Consider the following 15906-nt stretch of genomic DNA (forward strand, 5'->3'; position numbering starts at 1 on the left):
CCGTCGCGAGGGGGTGATCAGGTGCCGCGGACCTCGAACTCCCAGAGGGAGACGCCGTACTGGGTGGCGCGCAGCGGGGCGTACATCTTCACGTAGCGGGCGGTGGTGGCGGCGAAGTTCACCGTGTCGGTGCCGCCGTTGCCGTTGTAGTCGCTGTGCACGGTGGTCCAGGTGGTGCCGTCCGTGGAGGTCTGGATCTGGTACTGCGCGGCGTAGGCCGCCTCCCAGCGCAGCGTGACGCCGGTGACGGAGCGGCCGGCGCCCAGGTCGACGTAGATCCACTGCTGGTCGGCGTAGGCGCTGCTCCACCGGGTGCCGGTGTTGCCGTCCACGGCCCGCGCCGGGGTGTTGGTGGTGTTCTCCTGGCTGGAGGCGAGGACCGGCCGGTTCAGCGCGAGGTTCCCGCCGGGCGGGGTGCTGGTCGGCGGGTTGGTCGGCGGGGTGCCGATGCTGAACTCGCCCCGGTTGAGCACGCGGGGATGGAAGTAGGTCGCCTGCACGCCGGCGTTGGTGTTGTAGGCGGGGTCGGTGAGCCACTCCGCCCAGACCATGAACCAGGTCCACCGCGGCTGGGAGGTGAGGATCGACGGGCTCGGGGTGCGGCCCACCTCGGCCAGGGAGATCGGCTTGCCGCCGGACAGGTTGAGCATCGTCTGGTAGTCCGACGCGCTGGGCTCCAGCTTCACCCACACGTCGAGGCTGGCCACGTCGAAGGTGTTCGCGGCCGGCAGGTACTGGCTCGCCGAGCCCATGTTGAGGTCCTTGACGTTCCAGACCCACACCATGTTGTTCAGGCCCTTGGTGTTGACCAGGTAGTCGTAGGTGATCTCGTACAGGCGGCGGCTGCCGTTCGCGCCGGGCCGCCCGCCCCACCAGGACCAGCCGTCGTTCATCTCGTGGATCGGCCGCCACAGCGGCTCCACGCCGGCGTTCTTGAGCTGCTGCAGGAACGGCACGATCTCGTCGAGGCGGGCCTTCCAGGCGGTGTTGAGCGCGGTGCCGCCGGTGATGAGCTGGCTCCACTGGGCGTCGGTGAGCGAGCCGAGGATGCCGGCCTCGTCCCACCCGCAGGTGCGGCCCACGGTGGGCGGGCACATGTGCCACGTGAGGGCGACCACCGAGCCGGACCGCCACTGGTTGATCGCCTCGTTGACCATCGTCTGGCGGGCGTTGACGTCGGCGGAGGCGAACAGGAAGTCGCCGCCCCACAGGCCCGGGGTCTGGCCGGTGATCTGCTGGGCGACCCGGGTGTACTTCGTCGGGTCGCTGTTCGGTTCGCGGTTGTGCTGGCCGGACAGCGTGTACTGGCCGGAGATCCGGTTCAGGTACGCCAGCAGCGGGCTGCCGGGCTGTGCCGCCTGGGCGGTCGGGAGCACCGCCGCGACGGCGACGGTGGCGATGACGGCGGCCGTGGACACGAGCCACAGCAGCAGGCGGCGCCAGTGGCGGACAGGCATGCCGCACTCCTCTCAGGGTGGGGATCGGGGTGAGATAGACCATCGTGGACTTAACCTGTAAAGTCAACGCCGAGCTGGGCGGCAACCTGTGAAATCTGCTTCACGGCGTCGATTTGCTGAACCGTGACATGGCGGGCGGTGCCGCCGGTCGCGGCGGGCCGGGGGATACGATGTGGCCGGTCGCACCGCCGTGCGGCACGGGATCAGGACTTGCCGAGGCTGGAGGCCATGGACCGCCGACCCACCATGGCGGACATCGCCAGCCGCGCAGGCGTGTCCCGGATGGCGGTGTCGTATGCGCTCAACGGCCGCCCCGGCGTCTCCGAGGAGCTGCGCGAGCGGATCCTGGCCATCGCCGCCGAGCTCGGGTTCAACGCCAGCGCCCCGGCGCGCGAGCTGCGCGGCGCGGTGGTCCAGGCGGCCGGGCTGACCATGCGCCGGCCGTCGGCGACCGCGTTCAACGTCGAGGTGTTCCGGCGGGAGCTGATCAGCGGCATCCAGTCGGTGCTGATGGGGCGCGGGTTCGGCCTCGCGCTGCAGTCCGTCGCCGATGTCGAGGACGAGCTGGCCGTGTACCGGCGCTGGAGCAGCGAACGGCGGGTCGCCGGCATCCTGGTGTGCGACCTGGAGACCGACGACCCGCGGCCGGCGGCCCTGGAGGCGCTGGACCTGCCGGCGGTCATCATCGGCGGTCCGCTGCCATGCTCGCCGCTGCCGAGCATCTGGTCCGACGACGGGCGGGCGGTCACCGAGGCCGTCGCCTACCTGGCCGCGCTCGGGCACCGGCGGATCGTCCACGTCAGCGGGCCGGGGCACCTGCTGCACAGCCAGGTCCGCGCCGCCGCGTACGAGACGGCCTGCGCCGCCGCGGGCGTCGAGCCGGTGGTGCTGGCCGCCGACTACACCGGCGAGGGCGGCGCCCAAGTGACCCGGCGGCTGCTGAGCACGGCCCGGCCGCCGACCGCGATCGTCTACGACAACGACGTCATGGCCGTCGCCGGGCTCGGCGTGGCGATGGAGATGGGCGTCGCCGTCCCCGGCCGGCTGTCGATCGTGGCCGGCGACGACTCGGCGCTGTGCCAGGTGGTGCGCCCGGACCTGACCGTGCTCAAGCGCGACATCGTCGGCTACGGCGCGCACGCGGCCCAGCTGCTGCTGGACGTCATCGACGGCGGGTCGCCGGGCGCGGTGCTCGACCACGCCGCCGAGCTGGTGGTGCGGGGGAGCACCGCACCCGCCCGGCCCTGACGGGCCGCTCAGGCCGGGTGGACGGCCCGCCGGGCCGGCGCCGGGCCGGTGCTGCCCCGCGGGTTGAGGTGGGCCATCTCGTCCTGGACGCTGGCGACCGGCTCGCCGGCGATCGCCGCCAGGAGCAGGCGGGCCGCGTGGGTGCCGTAGGCGGCGATGTCGCGGCTGAGCGCGGTCAGCGGCGGGTGCACCAGGCGGCAGATCGGTGAGTCGTCCCAGGCGATGATCGACAGGTCGGCCGGCACGGCGACGCCCATCTGCTGCGCCACGGACAGTCCCGCGATCGCCATGATGTCGTTGTCGTACAGCAGTGCCGTGGGCCGGGTGGGTGAGCTGAGCAGCCGCCGGGTCGCGCGGGCGCCGCCCTCGCCGGTGTAGTCGGTGGCGATGGTGACCGCGTCGGTGAGCCCGAGCCGGGCGCTGACGGCGGCGAACGCCTCGTTGCGCACCTCGGTGTGGGCGAGGTCGGACAGGCCGCTGACCCGCGCGATGCGGCGATGGCCGAGCGCGGCCAGGTACTCCACCGCCTCCACCAGCGACACGCCGTCGTCGGACCAGATGCAGGCGAGGTCGCCGCTGGCGGTCGGCGGGCCGACGACGACGGCCGGCAGCTGCAGCTCGCGCAGCGCGTCGATGCGCTCGTCGTCGGTGCGCACGTCGCACAGCAGCACTCCGTCCACGCTGCGGTCGCTCCACCAGCGCCGGTAGACGGCGATCTCCTCGGCGTGGCTGGGCACCATCTGCAGCAGCAGGCCGTAGGAGTGGGTGGACAGCTCGGCCTCCAGGCCGCTGATCAGCTCCATGAAGAACGGCTCCACCCCGAGCGTCCTGGGCGGGCGGTGCAGCGTCAGCCCGATCACCTTGGCCGCGCCGCCGGCGAGGGCGCGCGCCGCGGTGTTCGGCCGGTACCCCATGGCGTCGGCGATCGCGACGATCTTCGCGCGGGTGGCCTCGCCGACGCCAGGCTGCCCGTTCAGGGCGTAGGACACCGCGCCCTTGGAGACCCCGGCCTCCCGGGCGATGTCGGCGATGGTCGGTCTCTTCACGGATCGGGTCACCTTCGGCTCGGGGTGCGCTTTCGCGATTCAGTGAGCGTAACGCTACTGGCTTGCTTGTCCAGAGGCGGGCGTTGACAGTCCCGAAACCTGGTCGTAAAGTCTGGGCACTTTCACGGTTCAGTGAATCGGACCTCTCAGCGTCACCGCGCGGACGCGGCCACCACGACGGGTGGCCGCGGCGGATGCGCGTACCCATTTCGAGACGGAGATGATCGATGTGAAGCGACGAACGTTCGCCGGAGTCGTGCTCGCCGGCGCGCTGCTGATGACCGGCTGCACCAGCGGCGGCGGCGCGGGCTCGGGCGCGGACGCCACGAGCCCGACCGACCCGGCGAACCTGTCCGGTGAGATCACGGTCCTGACCAACCGCACCGACCTGGTCACCGACGGGTCGATGGACAGGTACGCCGCCGAGTTCCGCAAGGTGTACCCCAAGGTCACCGTCAAGTTCCAAGGGATCACCGACTACGAGGGCGAAGTCAAGATCCGCATGAACAGCGACGAGTACGGCGACGTCCTGCTCATCCCGCAGGTCGTGGCGAAGGCCGACTACCCGAAGTTCTTCGCCCCCCTCGGCGAGCAGGCGGAGCTGTCCAAGACGTACTCGTTCACCGACTACGGCACCGTGTCCGGCAAGGTCTACGGCATCGCCAGCTTCGGCGCCGCCAACGGGTTCGTCTACAACAAGGATGTCTGGAAGCAGGCCGGCGTCACCACCTGGCCGACGACGCCCGAGCAGTTCCTGGACGCCCTGCGCAAGATCAAGACCGCGGGCGCCACCCCGTACTACACGAACTACAAGGACGGCTGGCCGCTGAGCTCCTGGTCCAACGTGGTCGGCTCGGTCAGCTGCGACGGACGCGCGAACGACAAGCTGGCCGGCACCGAGCCGTGGGCCGCCGGCACCGACCTCACCGTCGGCGACAGCCTGCTGTTCAACATCGTCAAGGAGAAACTGGCCGAGGCCGACCCGACCACCACCAACTGGGAGGACTCGAAGGGCCAGATCGCCACCGGGAAGATCGGCACGATGTGGCTCGGCTCCTGGGCCGTGTCGCAGATGCAGGACGCGGCGAAGAAGGCCGGCAAGGACCCCTCGGTCATCGGCTACATGCCGTTCCCCGCTCAGAGCGGCGGCAAGTACTGCTCGGTCGTCTCACCGGACAAGCTCTACGGGATCAACATCCACTCCAAGAACAAGCCGGCCGCCCGCGCCTGGGTCGACTGGGTCCTGCACAAGTCCGGCTACGCCGAAACCGCGCAGGCCGTCTCCACGGTCAAGGGCGCACCCGCCCCGGCCGCGCTCACCGCGTACACCGAGGCCGGCGTCACCTACGTCGAGCTGTCGCAGACCGACGCGGTGAAGGTGACCGCCATCGACAACGCCTCCGAGATCGGCCTCACCAAGGCCGACTACCGCCAGAAGATGATCGACATCGCGCGCGGCGCGGCGAAGGGCGACCTCCCCGCCTACCTCAGCGACCTGAACAAGAAGTGGACGGCCGCGGCGAAGACCGTCGGCTGACGCACCGGCGTGCGCCGGCCCGCCCCGGGCCGGCGCACCCGGCCAACGCCAACCCCGGCAGACGAGAGGCCAGCATGTCCCGAACCACCACCGGCCGCGCCTCCGGACGCGCCGCGCCGGCACCACCGGCGCCCGCCCGGAAGCGGGCACCGCGCCGCGACGCGTGGACGCCGTGGCTGTACCTGGCCGCACCCCTCGCCCTGCTCGTCGCGTTCACCTACATCCCCGTGGCGAGCATGGTGTCCTACAGCCTCACCGACTGGGACGGCGTCAGCCCCGACTCCACGTTCGTCGGGCTGGACAACTACGCGCAGCTGTTCACCCGGCCGGAGCTGTTCGGCGTCTTCTTCGTCAGCCTGTACTACCTGGCCGCGTCGATCCTGCAGATCGGCCTCGCGCTGTACTTCGCCACCGTCCTGAGCTTCAACGTGCGGCTGCGCAACCTGTTCAAGGGCATCCTGTTCTTCCCGTACCTCATCAACGGCGTCGCGATCGCGTTCGTGTTCCTCTACTTCTTCCAGCAGGGCGGCACCCTCGACACCGTCCTGCGCTTCGCCGGCGTGGACACGCAGTTCCTGTGGCTCGGCGACCCCGACCTCGTCAACGTGTCCCTCGCGGGCGTGTCGGTGTGGCGGTTCATGGGCCTCAACTTCGTGCTGTTCCTCGGCGCGATCCAGTCGATCCAGCCGCACCTGTACGAGGCCGCGGAGCTCGACGGCGCGAACCGGTGGCACGTGTTCCGCCACCTCATCGTCCCCGGCATCAAACCCATCATCAGTCTCAGCGTGATCCTGGCGATCGCCGGCTCCCTGTCGGTCTTCGAGATCCCGTTCGTCATCACCGGCGGCGCCGGGGAGAGCAAGACGTTCGTCATCCAGACCATCAAGCTCGCGTTCCAGTTCAACAAGACCGGCCTCGCCTCAGCCGCCGCCGTCGTCCTGCTCGCCATCGTGCTGCTGGCGACCTGGATCCAGCGCCGCCTCGTCCCGGACGAGAGGAACGACCTCGTATGACCACCATCCCCCTGCGGGGCGTCGCGGCGGCGGCGAAGTACGCGTCGCTGATCCTCGCCTGCCTCGTCGTGCTGCTGCCCGTCACCGCGATCGTGCTCACCTCGCTCAAGACCCCGCAGGAGCTGAGCACCGGCGGCGCCCTGGCGCTGCCGGACAACTGGCTCAACTTCGCCAACTACGGCACCGCGTTCACCAACGGGCGGATGCTGACCGCGTTCGTCAACACGGCCGTCATCCTCGTCTGCTCCCTCACCGGGACGGTCGTCATCGGCGCCATGACGGCCTATGCGATCGACCGGTTCCAGTTCCGGTTCAAGCGCGTCATCCTCGGGCTGTTCCTGGTCGCCACGCTGGTGCCCGGCGTCACCACCCAGGTCGCCACCTACCAGGTCGTCAACGGGCTCGGCCTGTACGACACCCGGTGGGCGCCGATCGTGCTCTACCTGGGCACCGACATCGTGTCCATCTACATCTTCCTGCAGTTCATCCGCAGCATCCCGGTGTCCCTCGACGAGAACGCCCGCATCGACGGGGCCGGCTCCACCCGCATCTTCTGGCGGATCATCTTCCCGCTGCTCAAACCGGCCACCGCCACCGTGGTGATCATCAAGGGCATCACCATCTACAACGACTTCTACATCCCGTTCCTGTACATGCCGTCGCAGGACCTCGGCGTCATCTCCACGTCCCTGTTCCGGTTCAAGGGCCCGTTCGGGGCCCACTGGGAGGTGATGTCGGCCGGCGCGGTGCTCGTCATCGTGCCGACGCTGGTGCTCTTCCTGCTGCTGCAACGGTTCATCTACAACGGCTTCACCTCGGGTGCGGTCAAGTGAAGGAGCACCACGTGAGCACGTACCACCCGCTGCACGACGGTTGGACCCTGACCGCCGGGGCGGGTGACGGCACCCCCGTGCCGGCGACCGTGCCGGGCTCGGTGCACACCGACCTGCTCGCCGCGGGGCTCATCGACGACCCGTACCTCGACGACAACGAGCTGCGCCAGCACTGGATCGGGCGCACCGACTGGGTGTACCGGACCACGTTCGACCGGCCCGCGGACGGGCAGGACCGGGTCGACCTGGTCTGCGCCGGGCTGGACACGGTCGCCACCGTCGTCGTCAACGACGTCGAGGTGCTGCACACGGCGAACATGCACCGTAGCCACCGCGCCGACGTCACCGCGCTGCTGCGGCCCGCCGGCAACACCCTGCAGGTCCGGTTCGCCGCGCCGTACACCTACGCCGAGGCGCACCGCGACGCCCTCGGTGAGCGGCCCGGTCCGTACACCGAACCGTTCCAGTTCATCCGCAAGATGGCGTGCAACTTCGGCTGGGACTGGGGCCCGACGCTCGTCACCGCCGGGATCTGGCAGGGGATCGGCCTGCACGCGTGGACCGGCGCCCGGCTCGCCGAGGTCCGGCCGCTGACCACTGTGGACGGACGCACCGGCCGGGTCGAGGTGCCGGTCCGGGTCGAGCGCACCAGTGACGCGCCGGTGACGGTGACCGCCGAGATCGCCGGGGTGACCGCCGGGCTGCGGCTGGCGCCGGGCGAGACCGATGGGGTCCTGGTCCTCGACGTGCCGGACGTCGAGCTGTGGTGGCCGGCCGGATACGGCGCCCAGCCCCGGTACCCGCTGACGGTGCGGGCCGGCGCCGACACGTGGACGCGGCAGATCGGGTTCCGCACGGTCGAGCTGGACACCGACGCGTTCCGGCTCGCCGTCAACGGCCGCCCCGTGTTCGTCAAGGGCTTCAACTGGATCCCCGACGACTGCTTCCCGGCCAGAGTCACCGCCGGCCGCCTCCGGGAACGGTTCGGGCAGGCCCTCGACGCCGGGGCGAACCTGCTGCGCGTCTGGGGCGGCGGCCTGTACGAGTCGGAGGACTTCTACGACCTCGCCGACGAGCTGGGTGTGCTGGTGTGGCAGGACTTCCCGTTCGCGTGCGCCGCCTACCCGGAGGAGGAGCCGTTCCGCGGCGAGGTGGAGGCCGAGGCCCGCGAGCACGTGACGCGTCTGGTCTGCCACCCGAGCCTGGTGCTGTGGTGCGGCAACAACGAGAACATCTGGGGCCACCAGCACTGGGGGTGGCCCGAGGCCCTGGAAGGGCGCAGCTGGGGCGGCGGCTTCTACTACGAGCTGCTGCCACGGATCGTCGCCGAGCTCGACCCGACCCGCCCGTACTGGCCCGGCACCCCGTACTCCGGCACCCCCGAGCGCGACGTCATGGACGACAGCACCGGCACGATCCACATCTGGGACGTGTGGAACACCGAGGACTACACCCGCTACGACGGCTACACCCCGCGGTTCGTCGCCGAGTTCGGCTTCCAGGGCCCACCCGCGTACGCGACGCTGCGGGCCGCGGTCTCCGACGAGCCGCTCACCGCCGACGCACCCGGCGTCCGGCACCACCAGAAGGCGACCGGCGGCAACGAGAAACTGCTCAGCGGCCTCGGCGGGCACCTGCCGGCGCCGGCGGACTTCGACGACTGGCACTACTACACGTCGCTCAACCAGGCCCGCGCCGTGGCGTACGGCCTGGAGCGGTTCCGGTCGCTGATGCCGTACTGCATGGGTGCGATCGTGTGGCAGCTCAACGACTGCTGGCCCGTCACGTCCTGGGCCGCCGTCGACGGTGCGGGCCGCCGCAAACCCCTCTGGTACGCCGTCCGCCGCGCCTACGCACCCCGGCTCCTCACCGTCGCGGACGGGGTCGTGACAGCCGTCAACGACACCGACGAGCCGTGGACCGGCGACCTGACCGTCACCCGCCGCGCCGTCACCGGGGAGCTCCTCGCGAAGGAGAGCGTGCCGGTCAGCGTCGCCCCGCGCGACGCCGGCCGGGTCGTGCTGCCGGCCGGCCTGCTCGATCCGGTCGACGGGGGCCGGGAGCTGCTCGTCGCGGAGCTGGGTCCGCAGCGGGCGATCCGGATGTTTCTCGAGGACCCGCGGATGGCCTACCCGCCGGCCGCCTACGACGCGACCGTGGAACCGGTCGCCGAGGGCTACCTGGTGCACGTCACCGCCCGCACGCTGGTGCGGGAGCTGGCACTGCATCCCGACCGGCTCGATCCGCACGCCACCGTCGACGACCAGCTCGTCACCCTGCTGCCGGGCGAGACCGTGACGTTCACGGTCACCACCGCCCGGCCGCTCGACCCGGCCCGCCTGACCAGCCACCCGGTGCTGCGGTGCGTCAACGAGGCCAGGCCGTGACCGCCGTGCTCGCCGTCGACATCGGCGGCACGACGTTCGCCGCCGCCGTCGTGCGCGCCGACCGCAGCATCGTGGACCGGGCCGAGGTCCCGGTCGGCGCCGACCCCACCGCCACGCTCGCCGCCCTCGTCGGCCGGTTCGACCTGACCGGCGTCCGTGGCGTCGGCGTCGGCTCGGCCGGCCCGGTCCACCTCGACCTGGGCGCGGTCAGCCCGGTCAACATCCCGGCGTGGCGGCGCTTCCCGATCACCGCGGTCCTCGCGGACCTGACCGGCGGCCGGCCGGTCGCGCTCGCCGGCGACGCCCAGTGCATGGCGCTCGGCGAGCACTGGCACGGCCACGCGCCGTCGCTGCTCGGCGTCGTCGTCTCCACCGGCGTCGGCGGCGGCCTGGTCCTGGACGGCGAGCCGTACCTGGGCCGCACCGGCAACGCCGGGCACATCGGGCACATCGCCGTCGGCGCGCCGCCGGGGCGCGTTCGGGTGCGTGGAGAGCGCCGCCAGCGGCCCCGGCATGGTCCGGTGGGCGCGCGGGCACGGCTGGACCGGCGGCACCGACGCGCGGGCCCTCGCCGCCGACGCCGCCCGCGGTGACCCGGCCGCCCAGCAGGCGTTCACCCGCGGCGCCGACGCGCTCGCCGTCGCGATCGTCAACACCGCGACCCTCTTCGACCTGCACACCGTCGTCGTCGGCGGTGGCGTCGCCGCCGCCGGGCCGGTCCTGTTCGAGCCGCTGCGCGCCGCGGTGGCGCGGCGGGCCGGGATCGCGTTCCTGCACGACCTCACCGTCCTGCCGACCGCACTCGGCCGCGACGCCGGCCTGTACGGCGCCGCCGCGCTCGCCCTTTCCCGAACCTGATCGCATCGCTGCCTGGAGGACACCCCGACATGGACCTCACCCGCCGCTCCGCGCTGGTCCTCGGCGCCGCCGCGGCCGCCGCCGCGTTCACCCCGGCCGCCGCGGCCGCGCACCCGGCCACCGGCGCCGCGTTCGTCACCCGCGACGGCACCCGCCTGCGGCTCGGCGGCCGCCCGTTCCGCTTCGCCGGCACCAACATCTACTGGCTGGGCCTCGACGAGAACGTCGGCGGGGTCGCGTACCCCACCTCCTTCCGCATCCGCGACGCCCTCGACACCGCCAGGGCGATGGGCTTCACCGTCGTCCGGTCGCACATGACGGCCTCGACCGGCAACGCCCTGTCGATCCTGCCGTCGAAGGACACCGGCTTCAACGACGCGGCGTTCGCCACCGTCGACCTCGCGGTCGCGCACGCCGGCTCGATCGGGCTCCGGCTGATCCTGCCGCTGACCGACGAGTGGTCCTATTACCACGGCGGGCACCGCGACTTCACCGCCCCGTACGGGCTGCCGCCCGAGGCGTTCTACACCGACCCGCGGGTCGTCGCGGACTACCAGGCCTACGTGTCGCACGTGATGCACCGGGTCAACCCGCTGACCGGCGTCGCGTACAACCAGGACCCGACGGTCATGGCATGGGAGTTCGGCAATGAGCTGGAGGGCATGACCCTGGACTGGCTCAACGCCAACGCCGCCCGCTTCCGGCAGTGGGCGCCGCGGCAGCTGATCGCGGCCGGGCGCCGCTTCGACCTCGACCCCGACACCCTGGCCGCACCCGGCGTGGACCTCGTCGACGTGCACTACTACCCGCCGACGGCCGCCCGGGTCCGCGCCGACGCGGCCGCCGTCACCGCCGCCGGCAAGGTGTACATCGGCGGCGAGTACGCCTCCACGGCCGCCACCGCCGACCTGCTCACCGCCCTGGCCGCCGACCCCGACGTCACCGGGATGCTGTCGTGGTCGCTGTTCGGCCACCACGACCGCAACGGCTTCGTCGCCCACGACGACGGCTTCACCATGCACTACCCCGGCGACGACGCCCGGATGCGGGCCGCGGTCGACGCCCAGATCGCGTTCGCCGCCGCCATGGCGCCGGCCCCCGCCCGCCGGTTCACCCTCGGAGCACCACTCGTCACCGAGCTCGCCAAACGCGGCGGCCTCAACGTGCTGCGCTGGCGGGGTGCCGCCGGCGCCGCCGGATACCGGGTCGAGCGGGCCCGGCACGAACGGGGCCCGTGGACCGCCGCCCACGAGGGCCTGCTCACCGACCGGGACACCCCATGGACCGACCCGGTCCCGCCCGGCGACGTCTGGTACCGCGTCGTGCCCGTCGACCGGTCCGGCAGGGCGGGCACCCCGTCCTCCGCGGTGCCCGCCGGGGCGTCGGACGTGGTGCTGGTCGACCCCGTCGAGGACCTCACCCTCACCAGCGCCCACACCGCCGTCGCCGCCGGGTCCGGGGCGCTGCGCCCGTCCGGCCCCGGCGCGTCCGTCACGTGGTCCCGGCCCGCCATCCGCGCGGCCCGCTTCGACCTCACCGGCTCCGGCCGCCGCCCGGCCGTCGAGGTCTCCGCCGACGGCGTCACCTGGCGGTCCGCCCGCACGCGGGTGTCACGGGGAACGCTGAGCGTCACCACGGTCGACACCGGCCACGTCCGGCTCGTCTGGCCGCCCGCCGCCACGACGGGGCTCGTCCTGGCGACCCTGTGGTCCGCCGACCCGGCGCCGGTCCACGCCCACCCGCCGCCGCCCGGTTGACCGCCCCGGCGGCCGGCGCGACCGGCGTCATCGGCCCGCCCGAGTTCACCTGGACCGCGGCGGCCGGAGCCGGCCTGTACACCCTCACCGTGTCGCGACGGGCCGACCTCGGCGACCCGGTCCTCACCGTCACCGGCCTCGTCGATGGTGCTCATGCGCTGGCGGCGGGGCTGCCGCCCGCCACCACGTACCACTGGCGGGTCAGCGCCACCAACGCGCACGGCACCACGCACAGCGCCACCGCGACGTTCACGACCCGGGCCCTGCCGACCGCCCCGGTCACCATCGACGACTTCGACGGCTACGCCGACCAGGCCGCCCTCGCCGCCGCGTACCCCCGCAACCCCGGCGGCGACCCGATCACCCCGACCCTGCACACGGCGGCCGGCGGCCGGGCGATGCGGCTCGACTTCACCCTCGCCGCGGCCGGCTACGCCGGCGTGAGCCGCACCTTCCCGGCCCCGCTGGACGCCTGGGGCCAGGCGGGCATCGAATGCCACCTCGACCGCTCCGCCACGACCGCCGCCGTCACCATCCAGTTCGTCACCAGCGGCATCTACTGGGAACACACCCTCCCGGCGGCGACGGGCGCCGGCGTCGTGCGCATCCCGTTCGGCGAGTTCCGGCATCCGAGCTGGGCGCCGAGCGGCCCCCTCGACCTGCTCCACCTCGGCCAGCTGTCCGTCTACGTCGGCGGCAGCGGCGCGGGAACCCTGATCGTCGACAACCTGACCGCCTACCCGCCCGGCCCGTGACGCCCTCCCCGGGCGCGCAGGTCAGGGGGTCAGGTAGCCGCGGGAGAAGGCGGCGGCCACGGCGGCGGCGCGGTCGTTGACGCCGAGTTTCGCGTACACGTACAGGAGATGGGTCTTGACGGTGGCTTCGCTGATGAACAGTTGCCTGGCGGCGTCGCGGTTCGTGGAGCCCTAGGCGATGAGCTCCACGACCTCCAGCTCGCGCCGGGACAGCGGCTCCGACGCGGGCTGGCGGAGCTGGCCCATGAGCCGGGTCGCGACGTCGATCATCCGCCGGCCGCCGAGCTCCGCGGCAGGTTCCCGCATCGACGGGACCAGGCCGAGGACGACGAGCAGGATCGGGGCGAACGCGACGGCGAAGAACACGACGATCGGCTCGCGGAGGAACAATCTGGTCTCGGTGGCGGTGAGCCGGAACAGCACGGACACGGGTCTCTCCTCAGAGGTCGATGCGGTCGATGCGGCGGCCGGTGAGCGCGACGAACGCGTCGTCGAGCGTGCTCCGCTCGACGCGCAGCTCCGCCACGGTGACCTGGTTACGGGCGAGCGCGGCGGTCACGGCGAGCAGGACGTCGCCGGTGCCGGTCACGACGACCTGGCCGCCGGCCCGCTCGACGGACGTGACCTGGGGCAGCGCGTCAGCACGGCGTGGTCCAGCGGCGCGGACGGCCGGAAGCGGATCCGCTGCCGGTCGTCGACCCTGGCGACCAGCCCCGCGGGGGTGTCGAGCGCGACGAGCCGCCCGGCGTCGATCACCGCGAGCCGGTCGCAGAGCCGCTCCGCCTCCTCCATGAAGTGCGTGACGAGCAGGATCGTGACGCCCCTGCCGCGGACGCGGTCGATGAGGTCCCACGCGTCGCGGCGCGCCTGCGGGTCCAGGCCCGTGGTGACCTCGTCGAGGACCGCCACCCGCGGGTTGCCGACCAGCGCGAGCGCGATCGACAGGCGCTGCTTCTGCCCGCCGGACAGCCGCCGGACTGGGCGTCGAGCTTGCCGGTGAGGCCCAGGGTCTCGATCAGCTCACGCCAGTCGGCCGGGTCGCGGTAGAAGGAGCTGTACAGCTCCATCGCCTCGCCGACCCTCAGCTTGTCGGGCAGCTCGCTGCGCTGCAGCTGCGCGCCGAGCACCTGCCGCAGCGCCCGGTCGCCGCGCTGCGGGTCGATGCCGCAGACCCTGATCGACCCGCCGTCGGCCTTCCGGAGCCCCTCGACGCACTCGACGGTGGTCGTCTTGCCCGCCCCGTTGGGCTCCAGGATGCCGAAGATCTCGCCCGCCTCGACCGCGAAGCTGACCCCGTCGACGGCGGTGCGGCCGCCGTACCGCTTGACGAGGCCGTCCACCTCGATGATTGCCATACCGGAAGCCTGCCGCCCACGCCCCGGCACCGGATCGACCACGCGGCCACGCCCGGCGCGGGCCGCGACCGGTCCACCGATCAACCGATCGGTGGACCGCCGGATCAGCCCCGGACGGTCACCGGACCTCCACAGGACCGTTACCGTGCGGGACAGCAGGCGAGGGGGTTCGTGTTTACGATCTTGCGGTGCGCCGACCCCTCCTGCTCGCGGTGCCGCTGGTTGTCCTCATCGCCGGCTGCTCACCCGACCCGTCCCCGACCACCGACCCGAGTCCCAGCGTCACGGCCGCCGCGCCGAGCCCCGCCGGTCCGGACTACACGGCCTGGGCCGCGGGGCGGTCGGCGCCGGTCGCCGATCCGCTGTACCCGGCGTACGGGCACGCCGACGTGGACGTCCTGCACTACGGTCTCGAGCTGGCGTGGGCGCCGGAGACCAGGACGCTGACGGGGCACGCGACCCTGCGGCTGCGGGCGGTGAGCGACCTGACGGCGGTCCGGCTGGACTTCTCGCAGGCGTACACGCTCGACGGGGTCACGCTCAACGGCGCGACCGTCGCCGCGTCGATCGCCGACAACGACCTCACCGCGCCCGGCACCGTCGCCAAGGACGCGTTCGCGACCCTGGTCGTGAAGTACCACGGGACGCCGGCCACGGTGCCGATGCCGTCGCACCGCACGGACTCCGAGCCGCTCGGGCTCACCGTCACCAAGGACGGCGGGCTGTGGACGATGCAGGAGCCGTACGGCGCGTCCACCTGGTACCCGTCGAACGACCAGCCGTCGGACAAGGCCCTCTACGACATCGCCGTCACCGTCCCGGACGGATGGTCGGCGGTGGCGACCGGTGCGGCCAAGCCGCAGGAGGGCACCACGTTCCGGTACGTGGCCGCCGACCCCGTCGCGACCTACCTGACCACGCTCGCCGTCGGCAGGTACCGGAAGGAGACCGCGGAGGGGCCGCACGGCATCCCGCTCACCTACTGGTACCGCAGCGGCACCGACGACAAGCTGCTCCCGGTGATCAAGAAGTCGCCGCAGCTGCTGGGCTGGCTGGAGCAGCGGTTCGGGGCGTACCCGTACGCCAGCGGTGGTGTGGTCATGGTCCCGTCGCGCTCGGCGATGGAGACCGCGCAGATGGTCACCATGGGCACGCCCGACTACGGCACCACGAAGACCGCGGAGATCGCCCGGTACTTCGAGGACGACCTGCTGCACGAGTACGCCCACCACTGGTTCGGCAACACCGTCGGCCCGACGAACTGGAAGGACCTGTGGCTCAACGAGGGCTGGGCCACCTACGTCCAGCACCTCTACTCCAACGAACGCGACAAGATCACCGCGAAGCAGTGGGAGGAGTGGGCCCGCGGCGTCGACGCCCGGCTGCGCGCGAAGCTCGGCCCGCCCGGCAACCCGAAGGCGGAGAACTTCGCGGAGAGCAACGTCTACATGTGCCCCGCCCTGATGCTCCACCAGATCCACAAGCAACTCGGCGACGACGCGTTCTTCGCCCTCGCCCGCGAGTGGGCCCAGCAGCACCGCAACACCGCCCAGGACCGGGCGTCGTTCATCGCCTTCGTCAACAAGCAGACCGGTAAGGACTTCACCGCGCTCATCAACACGTGGCTCGACTCGCCCACCACCCCGAAGTAGCCGGGCGC

12 protein-coding genes and 2 pseudogenes are annotated in these 15906 nt (G+C 72.2%); 10 read left to right on the forward strand and 4 right to left on the reverse strand.

From position 1 onward, the window contains the following. Nucleotides 1-17: 17 nt before the first annotated feature. Nucleotides 18-1457, reverse strand: coding sequence for a glycosyl hydrolase (locus OHA72_RS23405; RefSeq protein ID WP_327009915.1), 1440 nt, complete (start codon nucleotides 1455-1457; stop codon nucleotides 18-20). 228 nt (nucleotides 1458-1685) lie between these two features. On the opposite strand from OHA72_RS23405, the gene OHA72_RS23410 reads away from it, so the two are divergent. Further along, nucleotides 1686-2705, forward strand: coding sequence for a LacI family DNA-binding transcriptional regulator (locus tag OHA72_RS23410; protein ID WP_327009916.1), 1020 nt, complete (start codon nucleotides 1686-1688; stop codon nucleotides 2703-2705). A gap of 8 nt (nucleotides 2706-2713) precedes the next feature. On the opposite strand, the gene OHA72_RS23415 is transcribed toward OHA72_RS23410, so the two are convergent. Next, nucleotides 2714-3751, reverse strand: a complete 1038-nt coding sequence (locus OHA72_RS23415) for a LacI family DNA-binding transcriptional regulator (protein WP_327009917.1) — start codon at nucleotides 3749-3751, stop codon at nucleotides 2714-2716. Nucleotides 3752-3980: 229 nt separating this feature from the next. Here OHA72_RS23415 and OHA72_RS23420 point away from each other — a divergent pair, with 229 nt between their 5' ends. From OHA72_RS23420 to OHA72_RS23455, 8 genes are all read left to right on the forward strand, one after another. Further along, nucleotides 3981-5288 carry an ABC transporter substrate-binding protein gene (locus OHA72_RS23420; RefSeq protein ID WP_327009918.1) on the forward strand — a complete coding sequence of 436 codons (1308 nt, stop codon included), beginning with the start codon at nucleotides 3981-3983 and terminating at the stop codon, nucleotides 5286-5288. A 74-nt stretch (nucleotides 5289-5362) separates the two neighbouring features. Next, entirely contained in the window at nucleotides 5363-6301 is a 939-nt protein-coding gene (locus tag OHA72_RS23425; protein ID WP_327009919.1) for a carbohydrate ABC transporter permease, read from the forward strand. Further along, nucleotides 6298-7134 (forward strand): carbohydrate ABC transporter permease, encoded by an 837-nt coding sequence (locus tag OHA72_RS23430; RefSeq protein ID WP_327009920.1) that lies wholly within the window; start codon nucleotides 6298-6300, stop codon nucleotides 7132-7134. The genes OHA72_RS23425 and OHA72_RS23430 overlap by 4 nt, the downstream gene beginning before the upstream one ends. An 11-nt stretch (nucleotides 7135-7145) precedes the next feature. Then, nucleotides 7146-9521 carry a glycoside hydrolase family 2 protein gene (locus OHA72_RS23435; protein WP_327009921.1) on the forward strand — a complete coding sequence of 792 codons (2376 nt, stop codon included), beginning with the start codon at nucleotides 7146-7148 and terminating at the stop codon, nucleotides 9519-9521. Then, complete coding sequence (locus OHA72_RS23440; RefSeq protein ID WP_327009922.1) at nucleotides 9518-10114, forward strand: ROK family protein; 597 nt, start codon at nucleotides 9518-9520, stop codon at nucleotides 10112-10114. Before OHA72_RS23435 ends, OHA72_RS23440 begins: the two co-directional genes overlap by 4 nt. Beyond that, nucleotides 10035-10379: an ROK family protein gene (locus OHA72_RS23445; RefSeq protein ID WP_327009923.1), complete on the forward strand. Its 345-nt coding sequence runs from the start codon at nucleotides 10035-10037 to the stop codon at nucleotides 10377-10379. Before OHA72_RS23440 ends, OHA72_RS23445 begins: the two co-directional genes overlap by 80 nt. A gap of 29 nt (nucleotides 10380-10408) precedes the next feature. Then, nucleotides 10409-12136, forward strand: a complete 1728-nt coding sequence (locus OHA72_RS23450; protein WP_327009924.1) for a hypothetical protein — start codon at nucleotides 10409-10411, stop codon at nucleotides 12134-12136. Continuing rightward, nucleotides 12133-12891, forward strand: a complete 759-nt coding sequence (locus OHA72_RS23455; RefSeq protein WP_327009925.1) for a CIA30 family protein — start codon at nucleotides 12133-12135, stop codon at nucleotides 12889-12891. The genes OHA72_RS23450 and OHA72_RS23455 overlap by 4 nt, the downstream gene beginning before the upstream one ends. Nucleotides 12892-12912: 21 nt before the next feature. Here OHA72_RS23455 and OHA72_RS23460 read toward each other — a convergent pair. Then, a pseudogene (locus tag OHA72_RS23460) lies at nucleotides 12913-13152 on the reverse strand (LuxR C-terminal-related transcriptional regulator); the annotation flags it as partial. A gap of 178 nt (nucleotides 13153-13330) precedes the next feature. Further along, a pseudogene (locus OHA72_RS23465) lies at nucleotides 13331-14246 on the reverse strand (ABC transporter ATP-binding protein). A gap of 188 nt (nucleotides 14247-14434) precedes the next feature. Here OHA72_RS23465 and OHA72_RS23470 point away from each other — a divergent pair. After that, complete coding sequence (locus OHA72_RS23470; protein ID WP_327009926.1) at nucleotides 14435-15898, forward strand: M1 family metallopeptidase; 1464 nt, start codon at nucleotides 14435-14437, stop codon at nucleotides 15896-15898. Nucleotides 15899-15906: the final 8 nt, after the last annotated feature.

Source organism: Dactylosporangium sp. NBC_01737, from assembly GCF_035963215.1.
Classification (GTDB): domain Bacteria; phylum Actinomycetota; class Actinomycetes; order Mycobacteriales; family Micromonosporaceae; genus Dactylosporangium.

What these genes read in the sequence shown, in the direction of transcription:
- OHA72_RS23405 (WP_327009915.1), bottom strand. Translation starts at nt 1,457, where the DNA reads ATGCCTGTCCGCCACTGGCGCCGCCTGCTGCTGTGGCTCGTGTCCACG.
- OHA72_RS23410 (WP_327009916.1), top strand. Translation starts at nt 1,686, where the DNA reads ATGGACCGCCGACCCACCATGGCGGACATCGCCAGCCGCGCAGGCGTG.
- OHA72_RS23425 (WP_327009919.1), top strand. Translation starts at nt 5,363, where the DNA reads ATGTCCCGAACCACCACCGGCCGCGCCTCCGGACGCGCCGCGCCGGCA.
- OHA72_RS23430 (WP_327009920.1), top strand. Translation starts at nt 6,298, where the DNA reads ATGACCACCATCCCCCTGCGGGGCGTCGCGGCGGCGGCGAAGTACGCG.
- OHA72_RS23445 (WP_327009923.1), top strand. Translation starts at nt 10,035, where the DNA reads ATGGTCCGGTGGGCGCGCGGGCACGGCTGGACCGGCGGCACCGACGCG.
- OHA72_RS23450 (WP_327009924.1), top strand. Translation starts at nt 10,409, where the DNA reads ATGGACCTCACCCGCCGCTCCGCGCTGGTCCTCGGCGCCGCCGCGGCC.